Raw genomic sequence first — 25732 nt, 5'->3', positions numbered from 1 at the left:
CGCAACGAAACGAATAGTTGCATGTCTTTCGGCTGGCCGCAACTGCTCGTAGATTATCTTGAGCCGCTCATATGCTCGGAGTGTCTACTCCCTCAGGAGTTCGATTCTCTTTAACCGGACAAAGGCTAGGGGTGAGTTACCCAAATCACGCGGCTATTAGATTATTGAGATAACGACCATATCCACTCTTAATGAGAGGGGCAGCGAGCACAGCTAATTCTGCATCCGAGATCCACCCCGCACGCCATGCAATCTCTTCTATACAGCCAACCTTGAAACCCTGGCGGTCTTCAATGACTCGCACGTACTCGGAAGCCTGCATCATGGACTCAAACGTGCCAGTATCAAGCCAGGCGGTGCCGCGATCCAGTACCTGGACATGCAGGCTTCCCTGCTCTAGGTAGCGTTCATTTACCGTGCTGATTTCAAGCTCACCACGCGCACTTGGCTCAATGGTTTTAGCAATTTCGACAACAGAGTTGTCGTAGAAATACAGTCCCGGAACTGCATAGTTACTTTTCGGCTTTGGTGGCTTCTCTTCAATCGAGATAGCCGTTCCGGATTCATCAAACTCAACGACACCGTAGGACGTCGGGTTGCTGACGTGGTACGCGAAGATGCGCGCTCCGTCAATCTGCGCGTTCCCTCGCAGTGCCGATCCGAGGCCGGCTCCGTGAAAGATGTTGTCTCCGAGTACGAGAGCAACGCTCTTGTCGCCGATGAATTCCTCGCCGATAATGAACGCCTGGGCAAGACCGTCTGGCGAAGGCTGAACGGCGTACTCAATGCGAATACCCAGATCGGAGCCGTCACCGAGCAACGCCCGGAACTGCTCGTTGTACTCCGGGGTGGTGATGATCAGAATCTCTCTGATATCCGCCATCATCAGAGTCGACAAAGGGTAGTAGATCATGGGCTTGTCATAGATAGGCATGAGCTGCTTCGAGATGCCCTTGGTGATCGGCCACAGGCGTGTGCCCGAGCCGCCGGCGAGAATGATTCCACGCATGTGTGTTAGTTCCTGTCGTTCAAAGTGGCGTAGTAGGCGCGGGCGTCGTTCCACGTGGGTAGCAGGCCGGAAGCGGCCGCGGCAGCGAGGGTGGGAGCATCCGTGTCTTTGGGCGAGAGGAGCAGTTCGCCGGCCTCGGGCGGGAACACGAGAGCGATCTCTTCGTCGAGCGGGCTGATGCCGTGTTCGCGGCCCGGGCTGAAGGTGCTGTTCACTAGGTAACTCACCGTCGCGTTGTCGGTCAGCGCGACAAAACAGTGGCCGAGTCCCTCAGCGAGATAGACGGCGCGACGATCAATGTCGTCCAGAAGTACACTGTCCCACTGGCCAAACGTTGGCGAGCCCACGCGAATGTCGATGATGTAGTCGAGCACAGCCCCGTGAACAGCGGTAACGTACTTGGCCTGACTTGGCGGGATATCCGCGAAGTGAATGCCCCGCACCGAACCCTGTTTTGACACGGAAGTATTGGCCTGGGCGAGGTCGAGCTTGTGCCCGACCTTTTCTTCAAGTTTGTCAAAGCGGTACCACTCAAGGAACACCCCGCGATCATCACCGAACTGCTTCGGGGTGATTTCAAATGAGTCGGGTATCGAGAGTTCGCGAATCTGCACCTTCGGAGTCTAGCAATCGCTGCGACTGTGATCGGTAGGGCGAAGACCATCGCACGACTACGGCTTCAGCCGGGCGCTGATGGCTCGGAACGGCCGAGTTAGGGTCCAACTCGTGCTGGTTTGAAGCTCAAGAAGTTGCTGGCGTAGCCCCACGGTGTCGGCCTCCGCCGACTCGAAGCGCGCGCGGGCTTCTCGGAGTTCGGCCTGGGCCTGGCGGAGAGCCTCGTCGCTCGCTGCAACGTTCATTGCGAGAGCCTCAGCATTCTGCGCACTGTGGTGGAGCTCTGCGAGCCGCTCGATTTCGAGTCCGAGACTTTCGTAGGCTGCCCGCACCTGTTCCGGCGACTCCGCGGCTGCTGCAAAGAATGCCTCTACGGTTGGCGGCAGGATTTTCCCAACTCCGAGAACACCCAACCCGTGCGAGTGCTCGAACGCAAAGGACGGGTACTGGTCTTCCACCTCCTCCCAGAATTTCCAGACGCCGAACCCATCTTGACGTTCAGCGATGTCATGAAATATGACCACGCCGCGACTGGACATTTTGGGTAACCAAGCCTCGAAATCGTGTGTTATGTCCTCATAACCGTGACGACCGTCAATGTGCAGAAGGTCGACGCTGCCATCAGCGATGGAAGGAAGGGAATCGTCGAAAAGGCCGCGCAGCAGTGTGGAGAAGGACGAGTACTCAGAATTGTTGATCGCGGCGACCGAGTCGAAAACTTCTTCGCCATAGATACCGGCTTGGTCATCTCCTTGCCAGGTATCGAGGGCATAGGCCCTCGTTTCGAGGTTCAGTCGATGTGCCGCTTCGCAGAATACGAAATACGAGAACCCGAAGTGCGTGCCTAGCTCAACGATGGAGCGCGGGCGAACCGCATCAACGAGCCAAAAAGCGAAGGGTGCGTGACCCAGCCATGCGGAGGTTGTGATGTGCGTCGGTTTCCAATATGAGCTGGCACGTAGCCACGCCTCGCTTGAATTTGTCGACGACTTCGCATCGGCGAAGTTGTTCAAGTCTGCCTCCTCTATGCTTCTTTTCACCCAAGCCTGTCGTGGCCCGCGCAAGTCGACTTCATCGTAGCTGTTCGGGGAGATCTGGTACGTCGCGCGATCCATACATTGTTTGCGACTCCGATGCTCTCAGGATTCGTCGGGCGGCCACGGTAGAATCGCGGAGGCCATGCAAGCGAACGGAACGGTTACTCCTATATGAAGATCCTCGTCACCGGCGGCGCCGGTTTTATCGGCTCCAACTTTGTGCGACGCACGATTGAAGACAAGTACCCGGGCCTGGAAGGCGCCGAGGTTGTCGTGCTCGATGCACTGACCTACTCGGGAAACCTCGAAAACCTCGCCCCGATCGCCAATTCACCGCGCTATTCCTTTGTGCACGGCGACATTCGCGACGGCAAACTGCTCGACACCCTGTTTCCCGGGCTCGACGCGGTCGTGCACTTCGCCGCGGAAAGCCATGTTGACCGCTCGGTGATGGACTCCACGATCTTTGTGGAGACCAACGTGCTCGGCACCCAGCAGCTGCTCGATGCCGCACTGCGCCACAAGCTGGCCCGGTTCGTGCACGTCTCTACCGACGAGGTCTACGGCTCCATCGCCGAAGGCTCCTGGAACGAGGAGCGGGCACTCGAACCCAACTCCCCTTACAGCGCGTCGAAGGCCGGCAGCGACCTGCTCGCCCGCAGCTATCACCGCACCCACGGCCTCAACGTGTCGATCACGCGCTGCTCGAACAACTACGGCCCGTATCACTTCCCCGAAAAGGTCATTCCCCTTTTCGTCAGCAACCTGATCGACGACCTGCACGTTCCCCTCTACGGCGAAGGCAACAACATTCGCGATTGGCTGCACGTGGATGACCACACCCGGGCCATCGCGATGGTGCTCGTCGGCGGACGCGCCGGCGAGATCTACAACATTGGCGGCGGCACCGAGCTCACCAACAAGGAGCTCACCCAGCTGCTGCTCGACTCAACCGGCAAGGACTGGTCGTACGTTGACCGCGTCGCCGACCGGCTTGGTCACGATCTGCGCTACTCGGTTGACATCTCCAAGATTCAGGCCGAACTGGGTTATGCCCCGGAGGTTCCGTTTGAGCAGGGCCTCGCCGACGTCGTGCAGTGGTACCGCGACAACCGCCAGTGGTGGGAACCCCTCAAGGCTCGTGCGGCGCTGAAATAACATGACCCGCTACCTGATCACCGGGGCCACCGGCATGCTGGGCCGCGACCTGCAGACGGCTCTGGCCGGCCGCGACGTGACGGCCCTCGGCCGCAGCGACCTCGACGTGACCGACCAGGGCGCGGTCACGTCCGCCGTGGCCGGGCACGACGTCATCATCAACTGCGCCGCGTATACCAAGGTCGATGACGCCGAGAGTCATGAAGACGAGGCCTACCGGGTGAACGCGGTGGGGCCGCGCAATCTGGCGGTGGCGGCATCCGCTCTGCAGGCGAAACTCGTGCAGATTTCGACGGACTACGTCTTTGACGGCAGCGCAACCACTCCCTACTCCGAGAACACGCCGTACAGCCCGATCTCCGCCTATGGCCGCACGAAGGCTGCCGGGGAGAACTTCGTGCTCGCCGAGCACGCCGCGCGCAGCTACATCGTGCGCACGGCCTGGCTGTACGGCAAGAACGGCGCGAACTTCGCCAAGACCATGCTCAAGGCCGCTGGTACGCGCGACACGTTGAGCGTCGTCGACGACCAGGTTGGCCAGCCGACCTGGACGGTGGACCTGGCTGCGCAGATCGTGCTGCTGCTGGATTCCGACGCGCCGGCCGGCATCTACCACGGCACGAACGCCGGGGTCGCGTCGAAGTTCGACCAGGCTCGTGACGTGTTCGCCCTGGCCGGGCTCGACCCGGAACGTGTGCTGCCGACCGACAGCTCCGCCTTTGTGCTGCCCGCACCGCGGCCGGCTTATTCGGTGCTCGGCCACGCCAACTGGGCTGCCGCCGGGCTTGCACCGATGCGCAGCTGGCAAAACGCTCAGGCCGAAGCGTTTGCTGCCGGAGTTTTCGAGACGGCATGATCACTCTGCGGGTAGTTGTCGACCAGATGGTCGCCCCGGTGCCGGGCGGTATCGGGCGGTATACCGAGGAACTCACCCGCGCCCTGATCGCAACGGCACCGGCCGAGTGCGACGTTGAAGGCATCGTCTCGTCGTCGACCCCCGCACAGTATGAACTGATTGAGGCCGCCCTCCCCGGCCTGGCCAACCTACACAAGACAAGCTTGGCACGCCGCGAGCTGGCCGCGGCCTGGGCCCTCGGCGTGACCGCGTCGTCGGGCACCGGCCTGATCCACGCGCCGGGGCTGCTTGCCCCACTACGCCGTCACAACCGGGCGGACGACGGTACTCAGATCGCGGTGACGCTGCACGACGTGCTGGCGTGGACGCATCCGTCATCGCTGACCCCGACGACAGTGGCGTGGACCAAGGGCATGCTCAAGCGCGCCCGCAAGCACGCCGACGCGATCGTCGTGCCAAGCCACGCCGTGGCGCGGCAGCTGACCGAGATCATGGACCTGGGCGACCGGGTGCGCGTGATCGGCGGCGCCGTAGGTCGGCGGCTCGTGCTGCCGGCCATTCCCCTGGTGGAGGAGCGCCTGCAGGCGCTGGCGCTGCCATCGCAGTACATTTTGACTTCCGGGTCGCTCGACCCGCGCAAGGCCGTCACTTCGCTGATCACGGCGCTCGGGCTGCCCGGGGCACCGGACCTGCCGCTGATCGTGCTCGGACCGGACACCTGGGGAGAACTCGACCTCGCCTCGGTCGCCGATGAAGTCGGGCTGGCGCCGGGGCGGGTGCGTGCGATGTCGGGGCTGAGCGACTCCGACCTGGCCGTGGTGATTGCCCGGGCAAGCGTCTTCGTCTACCCGAGCCTCGAAGAGGGCTTTGCGCTGCCGATCATCGAGGCGTTCCACCTCGGCACCCCGGTTGTGCACTCCGATGCCCCCGCACTGCTCGAGGCCGCTGGTGATGCTGGCGTGGCGGTCGAGCGGTCGGCCAAGGGATACCCCGAGCGGCTTCTTGACGCGGTGAATCGAGTGCTCGGCGACAGCGCGCTGCGGGGCCGCCTGCGCGTCATTGGTGGCGACCGGTCGCGAGCCTTCAGTTGGCGGGACTCCGCCGAGCGGGTCTGGCAGCTGCACGCGGACCTGTAGCCCTTGATGCTGAGGCTTCTGCAAGACCAGCGGGTTCGCTTTCTCGCGGTCGGCGCCACGAACACGCTCGTCGGGTATCTGATTTTTTCGGCCTTCACCCTGTGGGTTTTTGCGGATGTCTACCTCGGCTATCTGCTCAGCCTCGCGCTCTCCTACGTGGTCGGCATCTCCCTCGCCTTCGTGCTGTACCGACGGTTCGTCTTTGTGGTGCATGGCCACGTACTGCGGGACTTCGCCCGGTTCGTGAGCGTCTACCTGGTCGCGATCGGAATCAACGCCGCCGCGCTGCCGCTGCTAGTGGAAATCGTGCAAGTGCCGCCGTTGCTCGCCCAGTTAATCATTCTCGTGGTCACGACACTGCTGAGCTTTTTCGGGCACAAGAAATTCTCGTTTCGCCGCAATGGCTCCGAGTAACTGCCGAGCTACGGGGCCGGGGTGGCGGTGGGCGCGGGGGCCAGGGCTGCCGCGATCATGGCCCGGATGGCGGAGTAGTCGGGGTCTTCGGGGTCGACGCCGTTCGCGGGAATCAGCGGCACCGAGATAACCGGCAGTTCCTTAGTCTTCGACGCGAGGTTCACGAAGTAGGGGAGCATGCCCTTCGGCACGTCCGTCTTCACTACGCGGGAGCTGGCCGCGGCCACACCCTGAAACTTTGTCAGCACGTTCGTCGGGCTGGCCTGGGCGAGCAGGGCCTCCTGCATCTGGGTCTGGCGTTGCATGCGGTCGTAATCGCTCGTGCCGTGCCGGGAGCGGGCAAACCAGAGGGCGTGGTAGCCGTCCATGTGCTGCATGCCCGGCTCGAACCAGAACAACACCTTGTTGAAATACTCATCGGTGTGCACCGGTACCCGGTTCTGCACGTCAATATCGACGCCGCCGAGAGCGTCGATGAGGTCGGAGAACCCCTGCATATCGATGAGTACGTAGTACTGAATGGTCAGTCCGGTGATGCCCTGCGCCGCCTCGATCGTGGCCTGGATACCCGGGGAACTGCCCTCGGCCACGGCGTTCGGGTAGTACTCGGGGCGTTTCAGCTCGGCCTCGGTGAAGATGGAGTTGAGCATGCAGGTACCCGACACGTCGCATCCGTTGATGGAGCCGTAGCCCTCTGGGTAGAGCGCGCCGAGCGAGGACCCTGTCGAGAACGGCACGTCCTCGAGGTTGCGCGGCATGCTGATGGTGGTGGCCTGGCCGGTCGTGGCGTCGATGCTGACCACCGACATACTGTCGGGGCGGAGGCCGTCGCGGTCGGCGCCGGCGTCGCCACCAAGCAGCAGGATGTTGTAGCGGCCGTCGACCGGCGGTTCGCTCGGTCCGGCGACGAACACGGAGGAGAGGAAGCCGCTCGCCGAGGTGGCGACGAAGGCGCCGTAGCCGGCGGTTCCGGTGACAAAAAGCATGAGCACCGTCGAGAACGCAGCGATGATCGGGCGGGCGCCCGGCGCCGCGCGGCCCAACCTGATGAGGCTGAGGGTGTTGAGCGTGAGCACGAGCCAGGTGACCGCGTAAAACACGAGCACCGCGGCGGCAGCCCACAGGCCGATGGTGCTCGTGAACACGGTGAGTACGACTGTGGGCCAGAGCAGATAGACAACGCCGACAATGATCGCAGTGGTGATCAGCGTGAGGGTGGCACCGAGGCCAAACCGGCCGAGGCGGCGGTTGCCAGCCAGCACCTGCGCCGAACCAGGCAGAACGAAATTGAGTACGACAAGCCACCACGCACGCGTGGTCATGATGCGTGCGGAGCCGGAATTCGGGTGCCGGATCGGGTCTGTCACACGGCCCTGGTTTGTCACACTGGTCATAATCGCGTCTGGAGGTCCCGGTTCTTCTGCTCGACCAAGTCTGCGAGCTGCACGGAATAGTCTTCGAGTTTGTGGCGCAGCGCGTCATCGCTCGTGGCGAGAATCTTGATCGCAATCAGCGCGGCGTTCTTCGCCCCGCCGATCGAGACCGTAGCGACCGGCACGCCGGCTGGCATCTGCACGATCGACAGCAACGAATCGAGGCCGTCGAGCAGTCCGAGCGGCACGGGCACCCCGACCACGGGCAGTGTGGTCATGGCTGCGAGCATGCCGGGCAGGTGCGCCGCTCCCCCGGCTCCGGCGATGATCACCTTGAGTCCGCGGGCCTGCGCGCTGCGCCCATAGTCGAGCATCTTCTCGGGGGTGCGGTGCGCCGAGACCACCTGCACCTCGTGCGCCACCCCAAAGTCCGTGAGAGTCTGCGCTGCAGCGCTCATAACGGTGAAGTCGGAGTCGCTGCCCATGACCACGCCGACGAGCGGCGCGTTAAAACTCGCGGGCTCGGTGAATGTCTCGGTGTTGTCTGGCACGCAAATGATCCTATTGCTCACTGCTGAAAGAATTGTGCAGTGGCACGCGCTTGGTAGGCAACTTCGTCGAGATCGTCGCCGCCTGCCGTGACATGGCCCACCTTGCGGCCGGGCCGCGAGGCCTTGCCATAGTTGTGCACTTTCACGAGCGGATGCTGTGCCAGACCCGCCCCATAACGGTCAGTCAGCGAGCCTGACGCGGGCCCACCGAAGATGTTCACCATGACCGTCCACGGGTCCCTGGCACCGGTCGCACCGAGCGGCAGGTCAAGCACCGCCCGCAGGTGCTGCTCGAACTGGCTCGTCGTGGAGCCATCAATCGACCAGTGACCGCTGTTGTGCGGGCGCATCGCCAATTCGTTGATGAGGAGGCGCTCATCCGTTGTTTGAAACAGCTCTACAGCGAGTACCCCGGTGACGCCGATGCCCTCGGCCACGGCCACCGCGATGTCGGTGGCCACGTCGGCAATCCGGCCCGCGGACTGGGGGGCCGGCGCAATGACCTCGGCGCAGACGCCGTCGCGTTGCACGGTCTCCACGACCGGCCAGACCGCGATTTCTCCGCCCGGTCGGCGGGCAACCACCTGGGCCAGCTCACGGCTGAAGTGCACGAGCTCTTCGACCAGCAGGGCGCCGCCGTTGCCGTCTTCGGCGAGCGCCTGAAACCAGTCATCGACGTCGTTTTCGTGGCTGACCACGCGCACGCCCTTGCCGTCGTAACCGCCGCGGGCGGTCTTGACGACGGCGCGGCCGCCGTGGTTGGAGAGAAATTCGGCGAGCCCGGCGACGTCAACGATGCGCGCCCAATCCGGCACCGGAAGCCCCAGCTCGGCGAGCTTTTCGCGCATCAGTAGTTTGTCCTGCGCGTAGAGCAGGGCGTCGGGGCCTGGGTGCACCGTGACGCCCGCTCGCACGAGTTCGCGCAGAATCTGCTGAGGCACGTGTTCGTGGTCGAAGGTGATCACATCGACGGTCTTCGCGAAGGCGAGAACCGTGGCCAGGTCGCGGTAGTCACCGACGCTCACGGCAGCGAGCTCGGCGGACATACCATCCGCTTCGGCGAGAACTTTCAGCTCGATGCCGAGGTTTACGGCCGCGGGAATCATCATGCGGGCCAGCTGGCCCGCTCCAATCACGCCGACGGTCAAAGCCATCTGTTCACCATTTTCTCTGCAAGCGTTCAGCTAAACGCATGTCAAACTCAGCCCGTAAATTTCAGCACGCCGTAGACTTCGAGACTTGAGCGCTTTTCAGCCCAGTTTACCGAACGTCGGACGGACGCATGTCGATCACTCTGAAGCAGCGCCTGCTCAGCTTTCTGAGTCAGGGTCTCAAGTTCGGTGCCGTCGGTGCGCTGGGCTTCGTGGTGGACTTCACGGTGTTCAACCTGCTGCGCACCACCGTGCTGGATTCCGCCGATGTCCACGCCGGCCCCATCTACGCCAAGGTCATCTCGACGGTGCTGGCCATTCTGGTGAATTGGCTCGGCAACCGGTACTGGACCTTCAGCGAGAACCGCCAGAATCACACGGCCCGGGAGGGCCTGGAGTTTCTCGCGGTGAGCCTCGTGGGCATGGGCATTGGCATCGCCTGCCTGTGGTTCAGCCACTACGTGCTCGGCTACACCAGCCTTCTTGCCGACAACATTTCGGGTAACGTCGTCGGACTGCTGCTCGGGGCCATGTTTCGTTTCACGCTCTACCGCTACTGGGTGTTTGCACCGAGCCGGAGCGGGGCGCCGGCATCCGCTGGTATCCGTTCTGTCAGCACGCGCACCGGGGCTATTCGGTTAGCGGCGGCCCCAGAACGCTGACTCGTCGGCGTGGGCTGACTGCTCCTGCCGCCGGGATCCCATGACGGTGCTCGCCTTTTCCATGAGGTCGTGCAGCGCGCTCTGCACGAGGTCGACGTTGGGAACGTCTTTCAAGACCAGCGGATGCTCCAGCCCCGAATTGATCAGCACCGTACCCGAACGAAAACCGGCCTGCACCCAGTTCTGTCGCACACTCACGTCGTAACCGCGGCTGTGCAGCAGCTCCTGGCGGGTACGCACGAAGAATCCGTAGCGAAAGATGATGCGGCGGGTGGTGATCGTGTAGCGCTTGGTGAGCCAGGCAGCAAGCGGCAGCAGCCAGCCGAGTACGGCGAGCGCGATGGCGCCGCCGAGCACAAGAGCGTTCTGCCACGGCTGCGCCATGTTGCCGAAGAAGTAGCCGGTGCCACCGGCCAGGACGAACAGGAGCAGTGTCGGCCAGACCAGCACGCGGGCGTGGGGGCGCAGGCGAGCCACAACCTTCTCGGGCCGGCTCTCGCGGGCGTAGCCGGAGGATTCGGTCTCGTTGGTCTCGCCCTGCGTTTTCTTCTTCATTACCTCTATTAATACCTCAGGTGGGTGACATCGCCAGCGGCGACAGACCGTTCCTCGCCATCGACCTGGTTGACGACGGTCAGCCGACCGTCAGCGTCAATGCCAGTAGCGGTGCCGATCAGGTCGGTGCCGCCGGGCAGTTCCACGCGCACGACGCTGCCGAGCGTGCCGCAGAGCGCGGAGACGGCGGCGTGCAGGCCGCTCGCCTGCGCGTCACCGTGTGCTTTCACGAATGCGTCATAGAGCGTGACGAGCTCGTGCAGGTAGGCGGCGAGCACCTGGTCGGGGTCGGGCGTTGTGCGGGTGACCAGCAGCAGAGAGGTGGATGTGAGGGTAGGCAGATCGTGTTCGTCGAGGGAGAGGTTGAGACCGGCGCCGATGATGATGCCCTTTGTATCGGGCAAGAGCTCGCACAGGATGCCGCACACCTTATAGCCGTCGATCAGTATGTCGTTTGGCCACTTCAGGCTCGTATCGTGGCGGGGCTCCTCGGCTTCTTTGACCCCTTCGACCGGCTTCATGCTCGCCTCGACGACTGTTTTCACGGCGCGGGTCATTGCGGCGCCGGCCAGCAGGGGGAACCAGCCGAGGGCGTGCCGCGGCACCTCCGGGCGCACGAGCACGGAGATGGCCAGAGCCTTGCCGGTCGGGGCCAACCAGACGCGGCCGAGCCGGCCACGCCCCTGGGTCTGGTTGTCAGTGACGATGACCGAGAGGTCGGGCCAGGCTGCGGCATCCGCTGTGGCGTGTTCTTTGAGCACATCGTTGGTCGAGGTGGCCTCGGAACGGTACTCGAACCGGCTCACCTCGGTGCGGCTGAGCGAAAACTCCATGGTGGCGACCCTCTCTTCGGCATAACTCCTGCAATTCTGTCGAATATGGCCTCAAAACACCTATTTCGAGCTGTTTCTGACCAAATTGCAGGACTTATGAGCCGGGCCGAAGGGTTTCGGCCGGCCAATGAACCCCTGAAGGGGGAAACGTGCAGGGTTGCGGGGCAAAGTTGTAGAACATCGTCAACGGGGAGCGTGCGGGGGGTGCCGGTAGAGTGAAAAGGTGACTGATAAGACGCCCGCCGCGGCACCCGACCTGTATACGACGGCGGGAAAACTCGCCGACCTCAAGCTGCGTTATCACGAAGCCGTGACGGCCAGCGGGGCGACCGCCATCGAAAAGCAGCACGCCAAGGGCAAGATGACCGCCCGCGAGCGCGTCGACCTGCTGCTCGACCAGGGCTCTTTCGTGGAGCTCGACGAGTTTGTGCGGCACCGCACCGTAGCTTTCGGCATGGAGAAGAAGCGGCCGTACGGCGACGCTGTCGTTACCGGAACCGGCACCATTCACGGCCGACAGGTGGCCGTCTACTCGCAGGACTTCACTATCTTCGGCGGCTCACTCGGTGAGGTCGCCGGCGAGAAGATCATCAAGGTGATGGACCTCGCCCTGAAGACCGGCGTGCCGATCATCGGCATTCTCGATTCCGGCGGAGCACGCATTCAGGAGGGCGTCGTGGCCCTCGGCAAGTACGGCGAGATCTTTCGCCGCAACACGGCCGCATCCGGTGTCATTCCGCAGATCTCGATCATCTGCGGTCCGGCCGCCGGCGGCGCGGTCTACTCCCCCGCTCTGACCGACTTTGTGATCATGGTCGACAAGACCAGCCAGATGTTCGTCACCGGCCCCGACGTCATCAAGACCGTCACCGGCGAAGACGTCGGCATGGAAGAGCTCGGCGGAGCCCTCACCCACAACAAAATCTCGGGTGTCTCGCACTACCTCGCCAGCGATGAACCCGACGCGCTCGACTTTGCTCGTGCGCTGCTGAGCTACCTGCCAGACAACAATCTGGCCGAGCTGCCGGTGTTCGACAGCGAGGTGGAGCTTGAAACAACGGATGCCGACCGTCGCCTCAACACGATCATCCCCGATTCGCCCAACCAGCCCTATGACGTGAAGACCGTCATCGAGCACATCGTGGACAACGGCGACTTTCTCGAAACGCAGCCGCTGTACGCGCCGAACATCGTCGTGGGGTTCGCCCGGGTCGAGGGCCGCTCCATCGGAATTGTCGCCAACCAGCCCAACGCCATGGCCGGCACCCTGAACATCGAGGCCGGCGAAAAGGCTTCACGCTTCGTGCGGTTCTGCGATGCGTTCTCCATCCCCATCCTCACCCTCGTCGACGTGCCCGGCTTTCTGCCGGGTACCGACCAGGAATGGACCGGCATCATCCGCCGCGGCGCGAAACTGCTGTACGCCTACGCCGAGGCCACCGTGCCGCTGGTCACAGTCATCCTGCGCAAGGCCTACGGCGGCGCGTACATCGTGATGGGATCCAAGCAGCTCGGCGCCGACACCAATCTGGCCTGGCCGACCGCGGAAATCGCTGTCATGGGCGGCCAGGGCGCCGTGAACATTCTCTACCGCGCCGAAATCAAGGCGGCCGAAGAAGCCGGCGAAGACGTCGCAGCGGTGCGCACCCGCCTGGCCAACGAGTACACCTACAACGTGGCGAGCCCGTTTCTCGCGGCGGAACGCGGCGAGCTCGACGGCATCATCGAGCCGGCAGCTACTCGGGTTTCGGTCATCAAGGCAATGCGGGCCCTTCGCACCAAGCGGGCGACCCTGCCTGCCAAGAAGCACGGAAACATTCCGCTGTAATGCCTGTTTCCAAGCCTTCAGAGTTCGACCCGTCAGAGCTGGTTTTCGTGACCACGCAGGTGAGTGATGTCGAGGTGTCGGCGGTGACCGCCATCATCCGGGGTCTGTTGCGGGAAGAGTCCGACGAACGCCGGGCTGCGCCGGAACGCGGTCAGAGTGCCTGGCAGCAAAACCAGCGCCCCATGCGGGTGCCGGTGCAACCCGGCGCCAACCGCTGGCGCGGCTTCACCGGCTAGCTCCTCGATTTCCCCCCACCCCCTTCGGACGGGGCCCGGGCCCCGTCCGTGTGAGGCCTGTCCACCTACCGGTACGTCTGTCCCCCTAAATGCCGACTGTGCAGACGAGTTTGGTAGTGCAGACTGAAGATGCTCGGTGATGCTCCTTGAGTTTCACCACCAATCATTCGCTGACTAGGGTAAGCGAGCGAATGTGTTGGGGGCGAGAACGGATGGCATTCGGGTTGTCGTCCTTTCTCGAATAGTCGTTAGGGGATCAGCTTCGGCTGATCCCCTTTCGCGTGGGCCCCGGCGCGCACCGCCAGGTGTACGCACCGCTAAGCGGAGGTTCGGGGCTCGACCTTTCGGGGAATTTCTATCCACAGGTCCACTTCTTCTTCACCGGACGAGTCCGGTCCGAGAGCGCTTACGGCCGGGTCAGGGCTACTCAGGCCCACTACAGTGACCGCGATGGTCGCGCTGTCGGCCGATGTTCGAGCAATAATCCGGTCGGCCTTGGTGCGGCTGATGGCAGTCGCGAGGGTGTTGAGCACGATCTCCAGGGCGGATCCGTTGAGATCGTCTATCCCGCCTTCATCGAGCAGAGTGACGCTCGCGCCACGTCGACGGGCGGCCATGACCTGTTCGCGCACGGCGTGGTTCAGCAGACGTCGGCCACGGATTTCGTCGCGAATTGCGGCTTCGAGCAGTCGGCACTCCTGGCGGTCGGCCTCGCTGAGATCGCCATCGCTCTCGCTGATGCGCCGCAGCATGGGCATGGCCAGACGCATGGTCTGGGTCAGCCGCACCTGGCGCTCGTAGAGGTGGGCCTCCTGAGCGGCGTGCCATCCGCTCGCTTCCCGCTCGGCCCTTCCATACTGGCGGGCATCCCGGTTCGATTTCACGAGTGCTCTCGTCAGCAGCGCGGCCGCGACAACCCAGACCACGCTGCCGATGACGCCCATGTGCCCCAACTCGCCGACGCCCGCCCAGACGACACTGTGCAGCAGGAGCACGCCGACACCCAGTAGGGCCAGCTGCGGGCGCTTGCGGGCAGCTGTGATTGTCATGAGGGTGCCGATCGCGGCCACGTACCAGGTGGCGTACCCGAGGTTGGTGGAGGATCCATCGAGCTGGCTGCCCACGATCAGCGGAATCGCCACGGAGACGCCCACGTTGAACAGTGCCAGCGGCAGCGACATGCGCATGGGGCTGCTGATCCAGAGGCTCGCGATCGTCGCCACGACATACAGGCCCATGGCCGCCACAATCGGCGCTACGGACGCCGGCTGGTCGAGCGAATATACGCCGAGCAACACATGGTAGCCCGAGAAGAAAGCAGCCACGATGAGAGCCAGGGTGCGAGAAACGACCACGACGCCGGGCATCACCGGGGACCCACGCCTCGCCTGGACGGCGCGCCTTCCGCCTCGGCCGATTGATCACCGCTGGCAACGTTTTGCTCGTCGGGCCGCGGCCAGGTGAGGGTGATGGTCGTACCGTGGCCCAGGCTCGTGCGCAGAACCGCCACTCCGCCCGCGGTGGCCACCCGGTCATGGATCGACACGCGCAGGCCCAGGCGGGCGCTGGCAACGCTGGAAACGTCGAAACCGCGGCCGGTGTCGCTGATGCAGATGACGCATCCGCTCTGGTCGTCACTGCCAACCGTGACACTGCGCGATTGTGCGGGGCCCGCGTGCTGCACGCTGTTGACCATGGCCTGCACGCTGGCCGAGTAGAGAGCCTCCGCGGCGTGCTCGGGAAGGGTGACGCCGGCCACGCACAGCTCGGTCACGGTGAACACTCCTGTCGACGTCGCGGCGGAGCGAAGGCGCGCCGTCAGTTGGCTGACGGTGACCGCGGCATCGTCGAGGTTTCGCTCCCCGCTGGCTGCCTGCAAGCGGATGATGGCACTGCGAGCCATCGCAGCGGCCAGCTCGGCTCCCTTGGCATTGCGCACGCCGGCCGCGGAGAGCAGTGTCGCGAGCACGCTGTCGTGCACGATGGAGTCGACCTCGACGCGTTCAACCTCGGTAGCGTGATGCCGCACCGCTACGGCGTATTTGGCGAGCGCGTTGGACTGGGCAGTATCGACGCGCGTGGTGGCCTGGCGCAGCACATAAATGATGATGAGTACCGTTCCGCCGAGCAGCATGGCGTAGAAGGTATCGAGCATGGCGAGCAGGTTCTCGGCTTCGCCGCCGGAGGGCAGCACCCGCAAGAGCCCAAAGGCGACCGGGGTTACAACGGTGTACACGACGGCCCATCCCAAGGGCAGGGCAATTGCCGCGCACGAGGTGGCGACTCCACAGAGATACCAGAGCCAGGGCTTGCTCTCGAGGACCATCGCGGGATCGAGCATGAGCAACGGCCACACGAAAAGGGCGGCAAGATACACGGCCGACACTGCGCCCGCCGAGGTACGGATGCCCTGCCGCAGCAGTGTCGCAGTGACGAAGATCACAATCACCAGTGCCAGGACGATCGCAATCGGCACTGCTGCCGAAGCTTTGCGGCTGTCGAGTTGCTCAAGCATGACCGGCAGGGTCTGCAGGGCGAAGATCACGGCGACGGCGGCCACCGAACGCGACAGCACGATTTCGATCTGGGCGTGGCTGAGCGGGTTGCGCGGCTGTCGCGCGCGGCCAAATAGGCTGCCATCGGCTTGGAATCCGTCGTCACCGATCGCGTTGAACGGCTTGGTTGTCGTGGAGACCAAAGCACCCTGATTGTTGTGGTCGCCCTGGCGGGCGGCCCGTTTAGACACCGCGGTCGGCTTCGGTGACGTCGAGCCCTGGCAGGATTCCGTCTTCGACGGCGCGACGCAGCAGGTCGACCTTGGTCGGAGCAGGACGCCCGACCTCGACGTACTTCACCCGAATGCGGTCGAGGTATTCGCGGGCGGTGGAGTGTGCAATCCCCAGCTGCATGGCGACCATCTTGAGCGGCAGTCCCGAAGCGTAGAGGTGGAGCACGTCGCGTTCGCGGCGACCGAGCTGCGCCTTGGCGAAGTCGCGGTCGGCGTCGATGGCGGTGGCCCACTCGAGGTTGTTGAGTACATCACCTCGGGCAACGGATGCAACGGCCGCCATGACGGTGGTGGTCGGGGAGGACTTGGGAATGACTCCGGCCGCGCCGGCAGCGAGGGCTTCGCGCACCGAAGCGACCCGGTCGGCGATGCTGTGGACGAGCACAGCGGAGCCGGTGCGCGCCGCCAGGTGCACGTTGTCGGTGACGAGCGACCCGTCACCGAGCGAGAGGTCGAGCACGATCACGTCGCAGGTGCGGCCGGCGAGGCCGTCGACGAGCGCCTGAGCGGTGGCTGCCGCGAACAAGACTTCGTAGCCGGCGTTCTCGCAGGCGGCCTGCAAGCCCAGTCGCACCGACTCATGATCGTCGACAATCCCGACCCGAACGGTGGCATCAGTAGGGATGGATGGTGCGGGATCAGTAGCTGCGTGGCTCACGGTAGGGCTGCCTTCGGGTTGTCTGGTCTCAACGATAGCTATTTGCCGAGCAGTGCGACGGCTTCGACGTGGTGGGTATTGGGAAATAGGTCGAAAGCACGCAGATTCTTCAGGTCATAACCCTGCTTCTGAAACAGTGCCACGTCACGGGCGAGAGCCACGGGATCACAGGCCACATAGACGATTTGTTGCGGTGCGAGGGCGACCAGCTGGTCAACGACGGCCTTGCCGGCGCCGGAACGCGGCGGGTCGAGCACCACCGTCGCGGCGGCAAGACGGGCCCGTTCGGCGGCATCTGCTTCGCGCAGCAGTCGCTGCAGAAAACGGTCGACACGGTCGGCTTCGGCGGTCGCGCCGGCCCATTCCTTGAGGTTGCGAGCGGCGAAAGCGACCGCTTCAGGGTCGCTCTCGACCGAGGTGATGCGGGTCGTCGGGCCGAATTTATCGCCGACGGCCGCGGCGAGCAGGCCGACGCCGCCGTACAGGTCGAGGTTGGACGCGCGCGGGTCGAAAATGCTCGGGTCGATGATGTCCTGTACCGCGTGGTACAGGGTGTCGGCGGCCATCGAGTGCACCTGCCAGAAGCCCGAGCGATCCAGCTCGAACTCACGGTCGGCGACGATCTCGTGAATCAGACCGTGCGGCACCCGCTTGGGCTTGCCATTGAAATCTTTGGCCGAGACGAGCACCTGCACGTCGCCCTTGCTCGGCGCAACCAGGTCGATTTTCGCCGCGTTGTGAAACAGGGTGTCGAGCGGGGCGCGAAGTTCGAGCTCGTGCTCGGCGAGCGGCAGGTCATCGACCGGAATGACCCGGTGGCTGCGGGCTGCGTACGGACCGATGGTTCCGTCGGCTGCCACGTGCAGGCTCACCCTGGTGCGCCATCCGGTGCCGTCCATCGCGTCGCCGGGGCTGGCTTTCGCACTGACTGCAACCGGCTCGACGACAACGTCAGTATCGAGGCCAGCCATGCGCTGCAACGCATCGGCGAGCACCTGGCGCTTGAGTTCGCGTTGAAAACCGAGCTCGATGTGGCCGAATTCGGCGCCGCCGGCGCGGTCTTCAGGAGCGCGATCAACGGATGCCGCACTCCAGATGTGCGGCTGACGTTCAGGGGCTTCGTCGAGCACGGTGACCGTTTCGGCGCGCCAGAAGCTCTTGTGGTTGGCCTCGGTGAGGCGGGCGCGCACCCGTTCACCGGGGAGGGTGTCGCTGACGAAAATCACGCGACCCTCGTGGCGGGCGATGAAGATTCCGCCGTGGGCGACGTTCGTGATGTTCAGTTCAAGCTCGTCGCCGACGCTCGCCGAGGATGTCGGCTCAAAGGCCTGGGGCTGGTGACTCGTGTTGCTCATCTAATGATGATCCCACACGCCCTCGCCGGCTGCCCCTTCTGGCCTGCTTGAATAGATGCTCACCCTCTCGTTGATAGGACCGCATGCGCCTCTACCTGGCTTCCACGTCTCCGGCCCGCCTCGCCCTGTTGCGCGCGGCCGGCATCGAACCCGTCCTGATCAACCCCGACGTCGATGAGGCTCGGGTCGTCGCCGAGACCGAGGCTGCGGTGGGCTCGGCTCTGGAGCCGCGAGTACTCGTGGAACTACTGGCGCGCGCGAAAGCGGAAACGGCGGTATCCGCTTCGCTGAAGGAACCGCTCACCGGGCTACTGCTGGGCGGCGATTCCGTGTTCGTGCTGGACGGTGTCATCTACGGCAAACCGCACACCGCGCAGGCCGCGCAAGAACGCTGGGAGCGCCAACGCGGGCGAACGGGAACGCTGTATTCAGGACACTGGCTGATCGAGGTCGCCGACGGCGTGCCTGGCCGGGCGATCGGCGCGGTCGCTGAGGCCGAGGTGACCTTTGCCGACGATCTCGACGACGCCGAACTCGATGCCTATATCGCCACCGGGGAGCCTTTGTTCGTGGCAGGCGCGTTCACCATTGACAGCCTTGGCGCTCCCTTTATAACGAGCATCGTCGGTGATCCGTCGACCGTAGTGGGGCTGTCGCTTCCCACGCTGCGACGGCTGGTGCGCGCTCTGGGGCACGAGTGGCCGACCCTGTGGAATCGCCCCGGAGCGCTGTAATTGTAGGCATCCACAAGAATCTGCCGGGTCTTTTTGTGGGACAGAACCAAAAGGGATGTGACGGCGGGCAATAGGCTAAGTAATTGTGTCACTCATAACGAAGGTCCTCATCGCCAACCGAGGCGAGATCGCCGTTCGGGTCATCCGTGCCGCGAAAGACAGTGGAATTCTCTCTGTCGCCGTCTACGCCGACCAGGATCGCGACTCCCTGCACGCCCGCCTGGCCGATGAGGCGTACGGTCTCGACGGCACCACCAGCGCGGAAACGTACCTGGTCATCGATAAGATTCTCTCGATCGCCAGGCGAAGCGGCGCCGACGCCGTGCACCCCGGCTACGGCTTTCTGGCCGAGAACGCCGACTTCGCCCGCGCTGTGATCGGCGCCGGCCTGACCTGGATCGGGCCGTCGCCCGAAGCCATCGAGCAGCTCGGCGACAAGGTCTCGGCCCGCAAAATTGCCGAAAAGGTCAACGCCCCCATGGCGCCCGGCACGCTCAATCCCTGCAGCGACGCCGCCGAGGTGCTCGCCTTCGTTGACGTGCACGGCCTGCCCGTAGCCATCAAAGCCGCCTTTGGTGGTGGCGGACGTGGCCTCAAGGTGGCCCGCACCCGCGACGAGGTCGCCGAAATGTTTGATTCGGCCACGCGGGAGGCCATCACAGCTTTCGGTCGCGGCGAATGCTTCGTCGAGAAGTACCTCGATTCCCCCCGCCACGTCGAGACCCAGTGCCTCGCTGACATGCACGGCAACGTCGTCGTCGTGTCGACGCGCGACTGCTCACTGCAACGCCGGCACCAGAAGCTCGTCGAAGAAGCGCCAGCCCCGTTTCTCACCGACGCGCAGCGCGACGAAATGTACCGCGCCTCCAAAGCCATCCTCAAGGAAGTCGGCTACCTCGGCGCCGGCACCTGCGAGTTTCTCATCGGCCAGGACGGAACGGTCTCGTTCCTCGAGGTCAACACACGACTGCAGGTTGAACACACGGTCTCCGAAGAGGTCACCGGCATTGACCTGGTGCGTGAGCAGTTTCGCCTTGCCGAGGGTGGCGAGCTCACCTATGGTGACCCCGTCGCATCCGCTCACTCGTTTGAGTTTCGTATCAACGGAGAGGATGCCGGCCGCGGCTTTCTGCCAGCGCCCGGCCCGGTCCACGTGTTCAAACCTGCTGGCGGTCCCGGCGTGCGCGTCGACACCGGCGTGCAGTCTGGTGACGTGATCAGTGGATCATTCGACTCGCTCCTGGCCAAGCTCATTGTGACCGGTGCGACCCGCGAAGAAGCTCTCGAGCGTTCGCGCCGGGCCCTCGACGAGTTCGAAGTGGCCGGACTGCCCACCGTGCTGCCCTTTCACCGCAAGGTTGTGCGTGATCCCGCCTTCGCGCCGACCGACGGCAAACCATTCACCGTCTTCACCCGCTGGATCGAGACCGAGTTCGACAACGACATCGAACCGTGGAGCGGCAGCATGGAAGACGCCGTCGGCCAGCAGAAGCGCCACAGCATCGTTGTTGAGGTAGAGGGGCGGCGCATCGAGGTCACCCTACCCACCCGGCTGTTACCCGGCGGCGCAAGCGCCCGCTCGGTCGGCCCGGCCCCGAAGCGTCGCGGTGGCCTGCACTCCGTCGACACCGCCACCGGAGACGCCGTCAAGGCGCCGATGCAGGCGACCATCATCAAGCTGCTCGTCGCCGAAGGCGACAACGTCGTCAAGGGCGACCTGCTGCTCGTCCTCGAGGCCATGAAGATGGAGCAACCCCTCACCGCCCACCGCGACGGCATCGTGGGCAGCGTCGCCGCTGTCGTCGGCGAAACGGTCTCCTCCGGGTCGGTTCTGCTGACCGTCTCAGACGCCGCCTAGCTTTCGCACCGGCTGCTCGTTTTTCGAGGTGGGCCGTCGAAACCGGGTCATCCGCTCCTCGCTCAAACATTGCGATGGTGCGGGGCCCTGCGCGAAAGGCGTGCGCAGAGCCCCGCAACAACGCAAAACTCACAACCCCGCCTACGAAATCACACGGCCCACTTCGAAAGCTAACCGATGAAATCCAGAGCTAGAGGACGACGTGCATGGCGCGCGCGGCATCCGTTAAGGAGCCGGTAAGCGAGGGATAGACGGGGAAGGTGCGGGCTACCTCGTCGACGGTGAGCCGGTGTTCGACGGCGAGGGCGAGCGGAAAGATGAGTTCGCTGGCCTTGGGCGCCACGATGACGCCGCCGATGACCGTGCCGCTGCCGGTGCGGGCGAACAGCTTCACGAAGCCATCCTTGATTCCCATCATCTTGGCCCGTGGGTTTTGCGAGAGCGGCAGCTTGTAAATCTCGCCCTGGGCGAGTCCGTCTTCGATCTGTTTCTGGGTGTAGCCGACGGTGGCAATTTCGGGCTGGGTGAAGATGTTCGCGGCCACGTTGCGAATCTCGATCGGGTTGACGGTATCCCCCATGGCGTGGAACACCGCGGTGCGGCCCATCATCGACGCAACGGATGCCAGCGGAATCTCGGTCGTGCAGTCGCCGGCCGCGTAGATGTTCGGAATCGAGGTGCGTGCCACCCGGTTGACCTGGATATGTCCGGAGTCGGTAACCTGCACGCCGGCCTGCTCGAGGCCAATGTTGGCGGTGTTTGGAATGGAGCCGACGGCTATAAGGCAGTGGCTGCCCTCGACCGTGCGTCCGTCTTCGAGCACCGCTACGACGCCGGTCTTGGTGCGCTCGACCGAGGAGGCCCTCGACTTGGAGAGCACGATCATGCCGTTGCGCTTGAAGACGTTCTCGATAACGTTGGCAGCGTCAGCGTCTTCACCGGGCAGAACCTGATCCCGGCTGGAGATGAGAGTGACTTTCGCGCCGAGGGCGCGGTAGGCCGAGGCAAACTCGGCGCCGGTGACGCCGGAGCCGACCACGATGAGGTGTTCGGGAATGGCCTTGAGGTTGTAGAGCTGGGTCCAGGTGAGGATGCGCTCACCGTCTGGCAGCGCTGATGACAGCACGCGCGGGCTGGCGCCCACGGAGACGACGAGGGTGTCGGCGTCGATGCGATCGAAGTCGGTGGCGGTCGAGTCGCCGGAGGTGGCGACGATGATGCCGGTGGTGCCATCGAGGCGGCCGTGGCCCTGCACGTAGCGCACACCGGCGCGAATGAGAGTGGCCTTCATGTCTTCGGACTGCTGGCGAGCAAGGGCGAGCAGTCGTTTATTCACGGCGGCCAGGTTGATAGCCACCTCGGGGCGCAGGGGCTTACCGGTTTCACCGCGCACGAAGAACTGCACGCCGAGGTCGGTCGCCTCGCCGATCGAGTTCGAGGCCTCGGCCGTGGCAATGAGGGACTTGGAGGGAACAACATCCGTTATGACGGCGGAACCGCCGACACCGACGCTTTCGATGAGGGTGACATCGGCACCCTGCTGTGCTCCGGCGATGGCCGCTTCGTATCCGCCGGGCCCACCGCCTAATACTGCAATGCGCTGCTTGCGTTCGAACTCATAGGCCATGTACTCCATTCTCTCAAGGCGCGCAGTCCCCGCCAAACCGGTTCATCGCCCGCGCGGCCGCTTGTCGCCCAAAAACAGCTAAATCGAGCCGAATGGCCATCTTGGTGCCCGTTCAGCGCGCCGATGAGCAGAATTCGCTCAGAATCTCCGTGCCCCCGGCGGGGGTTCTAGAGTAGTGAAATGTTCACGAACGAGATCAACCCGTTAGACCTGCCCGAAACAGATCCGTTTGAGGCAGCACGGTCGGCCGCCGCGGAGATCGCCGGCATCACGGGTGTTCCCCGGCACGACATCGCTCTAACGCTCGGCAGCGGCTGGGCCAGGGCCGCCGATCTGATCGGCGAGACCACCCACACCGTGGCCGCCGCCGACATCACCGGGTTCAGCGCCCCCGCCCTCGCCGGCCATGCCGGCACCCTGCGCTCCATTCTGCTTCCCGGTGGCAAGCGCGCGCTCGTGATCGGCGCGCGCACGCACTACTACGAGAGCCACGGCGTACGCCGGGTCGTCCACAGCGTACGCACGGCGGCGGCGACCGGAGCAACGACGATGATCCTGACCAACGGGGCCGGCGGCATCCGTGAATCATGGACGCCGGGCACCCCGGTGCTCATCAGCGACCACATCAACCTCACTGGTGATTCTCCGGTCGAGGGCGCGAACTTCGTCGACTTGACCGACCTGTACTCGACTCGGCTGCGCGACCTTGCGCGCAGCATCGACCCAACGCTCGACGAGGGCGTGTACTGCCAGTTTCGCGGGCCCCATTACGAGACACCCGCAGAAGTACAGATGGCCAAGGTGATCGGCGGCCAGATGGTGGGGATGTCGACCGCGCTCGAGGCCATCGCGGCCCGGCAAGCCGGAATGGAAGTGCTTGGCTTCTCTCTCATCACCAACCTCGCCGCTGGCATTCAGAAGACCCCGCTCAGCCACGGCGAAGTCCTTGAGGCTGGCGCACTGGCCGAACCGGTGATCAGCGCCCTGCTCGCTCGGATCGTGGCCGCGCTGTGACCGGCCCCGACACGGCTCATCCCGATAACAACGACGAGCGGCCGACTGAGCGCACGGGCGGTCGCCATTCCGGCCCACCCGCAAATCCCGCGCCGCAGGTCCCGCCGCCAGCCACCGCGGATGCCACACCGCAGGCCCCGCCGCCAGCCACCCCGGATGCCGCGCCCGCCCCCGACGCAGACACGGCGGACGAGATTCACACTCCGACCCGCGCCCTGCCGATCATGCACACCCCGGGCGACGCCTCCGAACCCACTGTCGCCATTTCGACGATCACGAACACCAGCGACGATGCCGGCTTCGAACCGACCGTTGCCATTTCGACGATCACGTCCGACGGCCCGTCGAGTGACGACGTCGACGATCTCGCGACTGCGCCCGTCGTACACGAGAAACCGGAAACTTCGACGGATCGCACCACGGCCTTGCTGCAGGCAGCTCGGGCCTGGCTGAATCAGGATCCCGACCCGGAAACGCAGGCGCAACTTCGCGTTTTGATCAACGCCGTCGACGACGGCGATACCGCGGCGCTGTCCAATCTGCACTCGCGGTTCGACACCCGGCTCGCATTCGGTACGGCCGGGCTGCGCGGCGAGATCTCCGCAGGGCCGAACCGCATGAACCGCGTGCTGGTCTCGCAGGCTGCGGCGGGCCTTGCGACCTACCTACGCCGGCATGCTGCCGCCGGTGTCACGCCGTCGGTGGTCATCGGCTACGACGGACGCAAGAACTCGCAGGTCTTCGCGACCGACACCGCGGCGATCATGGCGGGAGCCGGGGTGCGCGCCATCCTCTTGCCCCGTCTGCTCCCGACTCCCGTGCTTGCCTTCGCGGTGCGGCACCTGGACGCGAGCTGCGGCGTGATGGTCACTGCCTCGCATAATCCTCCGAACGACAACGGCTACAAGGTGTACCTGGGCGGCGCGAACAATGGCGCGCAGATCGTCTCCCCCGACGACAAGGCCATCTCGACCGAGATTCTGCGCGTTGCCGCCGACGAACACGTTCTGCACCTGCCGCGCGGCAGCTATGAAACCGCTGAGGAAGACGTCGTGCACGCCTACATCGCGGCGACGGCCGGCATCGCCCACACGCCCCGCGCGCAGGTGAACGCGGTGTACACAGCGATGCACGGCGTGGGTTGGGACACCACCCGTCGGGTGTTGGAGAAGGCCGGATTCGACCTGCCGACCCTCGTCGACGCCCAGATCGCGCCGGACGCTGCTTTTCCGACCGTTGCCTTTCCGAATCCGGAAGAACCCGGCGCGCTGGACCTGGCCTACGAGAGCGCCCGCGAGGTAGGCGCTGAGCTCATCATCGCCAACGATCCTGATGCCGACCGCCTCGCCGTGGCCATACCGGACCTGTCCAGTGCGAGTGGGTACCGCCGACTCAGCGGCAACGAGGTCGGCGCGATTCTCGGCTGGCGGGCGGCCGCCATGGCTCCGGCGAGCGATCCCGACGCTCTACCGCCCGTCGAGGCCGGCACCCTGGCCTGCTCGATCGTGTCGTCGCCGGCACTGCATGCGGTTGCGGATGCCTACGGCCTGCGCTTCACAGAAACGCTCACCGGCTTCAAATGGGTGTCCCGAGTGCCCAACCTGGTTTACGGGTTCGAAGAGGCGCTTGGCTATCTGGTCAACCCGGGTACCGTACGCGATAAGGATGGTATCTCGGCCGCAGTGGCGCTGCTCTCGCTGGTGAGCGACCTCAAGTCGGAGGGGACGACCCTCGCCGGCTACCTCGACCTGTTCAGCGAGAAGTTTGGGCACTTCGCCTCCGGGCAGATCTCCGTGCGGGTATCTGAACTCTCGACGATCACCCTGGTCATGACGCGCCTGCGGGAATCCCCGCCCACCCACGTGGGACGCATTCGCGTCGACGAAATCGATGACTTTCGGTGGGGGCTGGGCGAGCTGCCGCCGAGCGATGTGTTGCGCATCCGCTTGACCGACGGATCACGCGTGATGGTGCGCCCGAGCGGTACCGAGCCGAAGCTCAAGGTGTACATCGACACTCGTTGCACGGTCGGCACCCTGGTGGAGCGTCGTTCCGCCGCGCAGGCCGCTCTCGACGAGCTCGACCGGGGCATGCGCGCACTGATTGCCTAGGTTTGTTGGCCGTCCCCTCAGTGCTGCCCGTCCCCTTCGCCGAGTCGTGAGTTTCGTTGGCCGAGCCGTGAGCTTACGGCCATTTTTCGGGATAAAAGCGTCAAGACTCACGGCTCGGCGACTGCGAAGACCGCAAACTCACGGGTCGAGCGGATGCCGCGGCGCGGCTAGCT

24 protein-coding genes are annotated in these 25732 nt (G+C 64.4%); 11 read left to right on the top strand and 13 right to left on the bottom strand.

The features are described 5' to 3' along the window. Positions 1-145 precede the first annotated feature (145 nt). The 3 genes from rfbA to CXY70_RS09575 are packed head-to-tail and all read right to left on the bottom strand — an operon-like array spanning position 146 to position 2637. Complete coding sequence (rfbA, locus tag CXY70_RS09585; RefSeq protein WP_104192133.1) at positions 146-1009, bottom strand: glucose-1-phosphate thymidylyltransferase RfbA; 864 nt, start codon at positions 1007-1009, stop codon at positions 146-148. A 5-nt stretch (positions 1010-1014) separates the two neighbouring features. Beyond that, positions 1015-1623 carry a dTDP-4-dehydrorhamnose 3,5-epimerase family protein gene (locus CXY70_RS09580; RefSeq protein ID WP_104192132.1) on the bottom strand — a complete coding sequence of 203 codons (609 nt, stop codon included), beginning with the start codon at positions 1621-1623 and terminating at the stop codon, positions 1015-1017. Between the two features lie 57 nt (positions 1624-1680). Further along, complete coding sequence (locus CXY70_RS09575; RefSeq protein ID WP_199183412.1) at positions 1681-2637, bottom strand: class I SAM-dependent methyltransferase; 957 nt, start codon at positions 2635-2637, stop codon at positions 1681-1683. A gap of 195 nt (positions 2638-2832) precedes the next feature. Between CXY70_RS09575 and rfbB the strand changes: the two genes are divergently transcribed. From rfbB to CXY70_RS09555, 4 genes are read left to right on the top strand one after another with little or no spacing between them, the layout of a single operon-like run. Further along, positions 2833-3819: a dTDP-glucose 4,6-dehydratase gene (gene rfbB / locus CXY70_RS09570; protein WP_104192130.1), complete on the top strand. Its 987-nt coding sequence runs from the start codon at positions 2833-2835 to the stop codon at positions 3817-3819. A gap of 1 nt (position 3820) precedes the next feature. Continuing rightward, positions 3821-4675: a dTDP-4-dehydrorhamnose reductase gene (rfbD, locus tag CXY70_RS09565; RefSeq protein ID WP_104192129.1), complete on the top strand. Its 855-nt coding sequence runs from the start codon at positions 3821-3823 to the stop codon at positions 4673-4675. After that, positions 4672-5811, top strand: a complete 1140-nt coding sequence (locus tag CXY70_RS09560) for a glycosyltransferase family 1 protein (protein ID WP_104192128.1) — start codon at positions 4672-4674, stop codon at positions 5809-5811. Before rfbD ends, CXY70_RS09560 begins: the two co-directional genes overlap by 4 nt. 6 nt (positions 5812-5817) lie before the next feature. Beyond that, positions 5818-6225: a GtrA family protein gene (locus tag CXY70_RS09555; protein WP_104192127.1), complete on the top strand. Its 408-nt coding sequence runs from the start codon at positions 5818-5820 to the stop codon at positions 6223-6225. 8 nt (positions 6226-6233) lie between these two features. Here CXY70_RS09555 and CXY70_RS09550 read toward each other — a convergent pair whose 3' ends face one another. The 3 genes from CXY70_RS09550 to CXY70_RS09540 all read right to left on the bottom strand — a co-directional run bounded on the left by CXY70_RS09550 (position 6234) and on the right by CXY70_RS09540 (position 9303). Further along, positions 6234-7619 carry an LCP family protein gene (locus CXY70_RS09550; protein ID WP_233205865.1) on the bottom strand — a complete coding sequence of 462 codons (1386 nt, stop codon included), beginning with the start codon at positions 7617-7619 and terminating at the stop codon, positions 6234-6236. Continuing rightward, entirely contained in the window at positions 7616-8083 is a 468-nt protein-coding gene (purE, locus tag CXY70_RS09545; protein WP_104192198.1) for a 5-(carboxyamino)imidazole ribonucleotide mutase, read from the bottom strand. Before purE ends, CXY70_RS09550 begins: the two co-directional genes overlap by 4 nt. Before the next feature lie 83 nt (positions 8084-8166). Further along, positions 8167-9303: a 5-(carboxyamino)imidazole ribonucleotide synthase gene (locus CXY70_RS09540; RefSeq protein WP_104192126.1), complete on the bottom strand. Its 1137-nt coding sequence runs from the start codon at positions 9301-9303 to the stop codon at positions 8167-8169. A gap of 128 nt (positions 9304-9431) precedes the next feature. Between CXY70_RS09540 and CXY70_RS09535 the strand changes: the two genes are divergently transcribed. Then, positions 9432-9962, top strand: coding sequence for a GtrA family protein (locus CXY70_RS09535; protein WP_104192125.1), 531 nt, complete (start codon positions 9432-9434; stop codon positions 9960-9962). Here CXY70_RS09535 and CXY70_RS09530 read toward each other — a convergent pair. Beyond that, positions 9939-10517 (bottom strand): PH domain-containing protein, encoded by a 579-nt coding sequence (locus CXY70_RS09530; RefSeq protein WP_233205864.1) that lies wholly within the window; start codon positions 10515-10517, stop codon positions 9939-9941. The two genes, CXY70_RS09535 and CXY70_RS09530, sit on opposite strands and share 24 nt — an antisense overlap. Positions 10518-10525: 8 nt before the next feature. After that, complete coding sequence (locus CXY70_RS09525; protein ID WP_104192124.1) at positions 10526-11350, bottom strand: biotin--[acetyl-CoA-carboxylase] ligase; 825 nt, start codon at positions 11348-11350, stop codon at positions 10526-10528. Between the two features lie 223 nt (positions 11351-11573). On the opposite strand from CXY70_RS09525, the gene CXY70_RS09520 reads away from it, so the two are divergent. Both CXY70_RS09520 and CXY70_RS09515 read left to right on the top strand, forming a co-directional pair. After that, positions 11574-13178 carry an acyl-CoA carboxylase subunit beta gene (locus CXY70_RS09520; protein WP_104192123.1) on the top strand — a complete coding sequence of 535 codons (1605 nt, stop codon included), beginning with the start codon at positions 11574-11576 and terminating at the stop codon, positions 13176-13178. Further along, positions 13178-13414 carry an acyl-CoA carboxylase epsilon subunit gene (locus tag CXY70_RS09515; protein WP_104192122.1) on the top strand — a complete coding sequence of 79 codons (237 nt, stop codon included), beginning with the start codon at positions 13178-13180 and terminating at the stop codon, positions 13412-13414. Before CXY70_RS09520 ends, CXY70_RS09515 begins: the two co-directional genes overlap by 1 nt. 317 nt (positions 13415-13731) lie before the next feature. Here CXY70_RS09515 and CXY70_RS09510 read toward each other — a convergent pair whose 3' ends face one another. Genes CXY70_RS09510 through CXY70_RS09495 form a run of 4 tightly spaced genes read right to left on the bottom strand, consistent with a single transcriptional unit; the run spans position 13732 to position 18215 of the window. Continuing rightward, positions 13732-14781: a hypothetical protein gene (locus tag CXY70_RS09510; protein WP_104192121.1), complete on the bottom strand. Its 1050-nt coding sequence runs from the start codon at positions 14779-14781 to the stop codon at positions 13732-13734. Next, on the bottom strand, positions 14781-16160 hold the full coding sequence (locus tag CXY70_RS09505; RefSeq protein ID WP_104192120.1) for a sensor histidine kinase: 1380 nt from the start codon (positions 16158-16160) through the stop codon (positions 14781-14783). Before CXY70_RS09505 ends, CXY70_RS09510 begins: the two co-directional genes overlap by 1 nt. Further along, positions 16153-16860: a response regulator transcription factor gene (locus CXY70_RS09500; protein WP_104192119.1), complete on the bottom strand. Its 708-nt coding sequence runs from the start codon at positions 16858-16860 to the stop codon at positions 16153-16155. Before CXY70_RS09500 ends, CXY70_RS09505 begins: the two co-directional genes overlap by 8 nt. A 38-nt stretch (positions 16861-16898) precedes the next feature. After that, a complete protein-coding gene (locus CXY70_RS09495) occupies positions 16899-18215 on the bottom strand; it encodes a class I SAM-dependent RNA methyltransferase (RefSeq protein ID WP_104192118.1) in 1317 nt (438 codons plus the stop codon). A gap of 83 nt (positions 18216-18298) precedes the next feature. Here CXY70_RS09495 and CXY70_RS09490 point away from each other — a divergent pair, with 83 nt between their 5' ends. Then, entirely contained in the window at positions 18299-18949 is a 651-nt protein-coding gene (locus tag CXY70_RS09490; protein ID WP_104192117.1) for a nucleoside triphosphate pyrophosphatase, read from the top strand. An 85-nt stretch (positions 18950-19034) separates the two neighbouring features. Further along, complete coding sequence (locus CXY70_RS09485; protein ID WP_104192116.1) at positions 19035-20807, top strand: biotin carboxylase N-terminal domain-containing protein; 1773 nt, start codon at positions 19035-19037, stop codon at positions 20805-20807. A 190-nt stretch (positions 20808-20997) separates the two neighbouring features. On the opposite strand, the gene CXY70_RS09480 is transcribed toward CXY70_RS09485, so the two are convergent. Continuing rightward, positions 20998-22434 (bottom strand): NAD(P)H-quinone dehydrogenase, encoded by a 1437-nt coding sequence (locus CXY70_RS09480; protein WP_104192115.1) that lies wholly within the window; start codon positions 22432-22434, stop codon positions 20998-21000. Positions 22435-22614: 180 nt separating this feature from the next. Here CXY70_RS09480 and CXY70_RS09475 point away from each other — a divergent pair, with 180 nt between their 5' ends. Beyond that, positions 22615-23448 (top strand): purine-nucleoside phosphorylase, encoded by an 834-nt coding sequence (locus CXY70_RS09475; protein ID WP_104192114.1) that lies wholly within the window; start codon positions 22615-22617, stop codon positions 23446-23448. After that, entirely contained in the window at positions 23445-25559 is a 2115-nt protein-coding gene (locus CXY70_RS09470; protein ID WP_233205863.1) for a phospho-sugar mutase, read from the top strand. Before CXY70_RS09475 ends, CXY70_RS09470 begins: the two co-directional genes overlap by 4 nt. The last annotated feature ends 173 nt before the right edge of the window (positions 25560-25732 follow it).

This window comes from Cryobacterium sp. Y82 (genome assembly GCF_002929495.1).
In the GTDB taxonomy this organism is placed as follows: Bacteria; Actinomycetota; Actinomycetes; order Actinomycetales; family Microbacteriaceae; genus Cryobacterium; species Cryobacterium serini.
The sequence above is the reverse complement of the archived record's forward strand: the minus strand, read 5'-3'. Positions and strand labels throughout refer to the sequence as shown.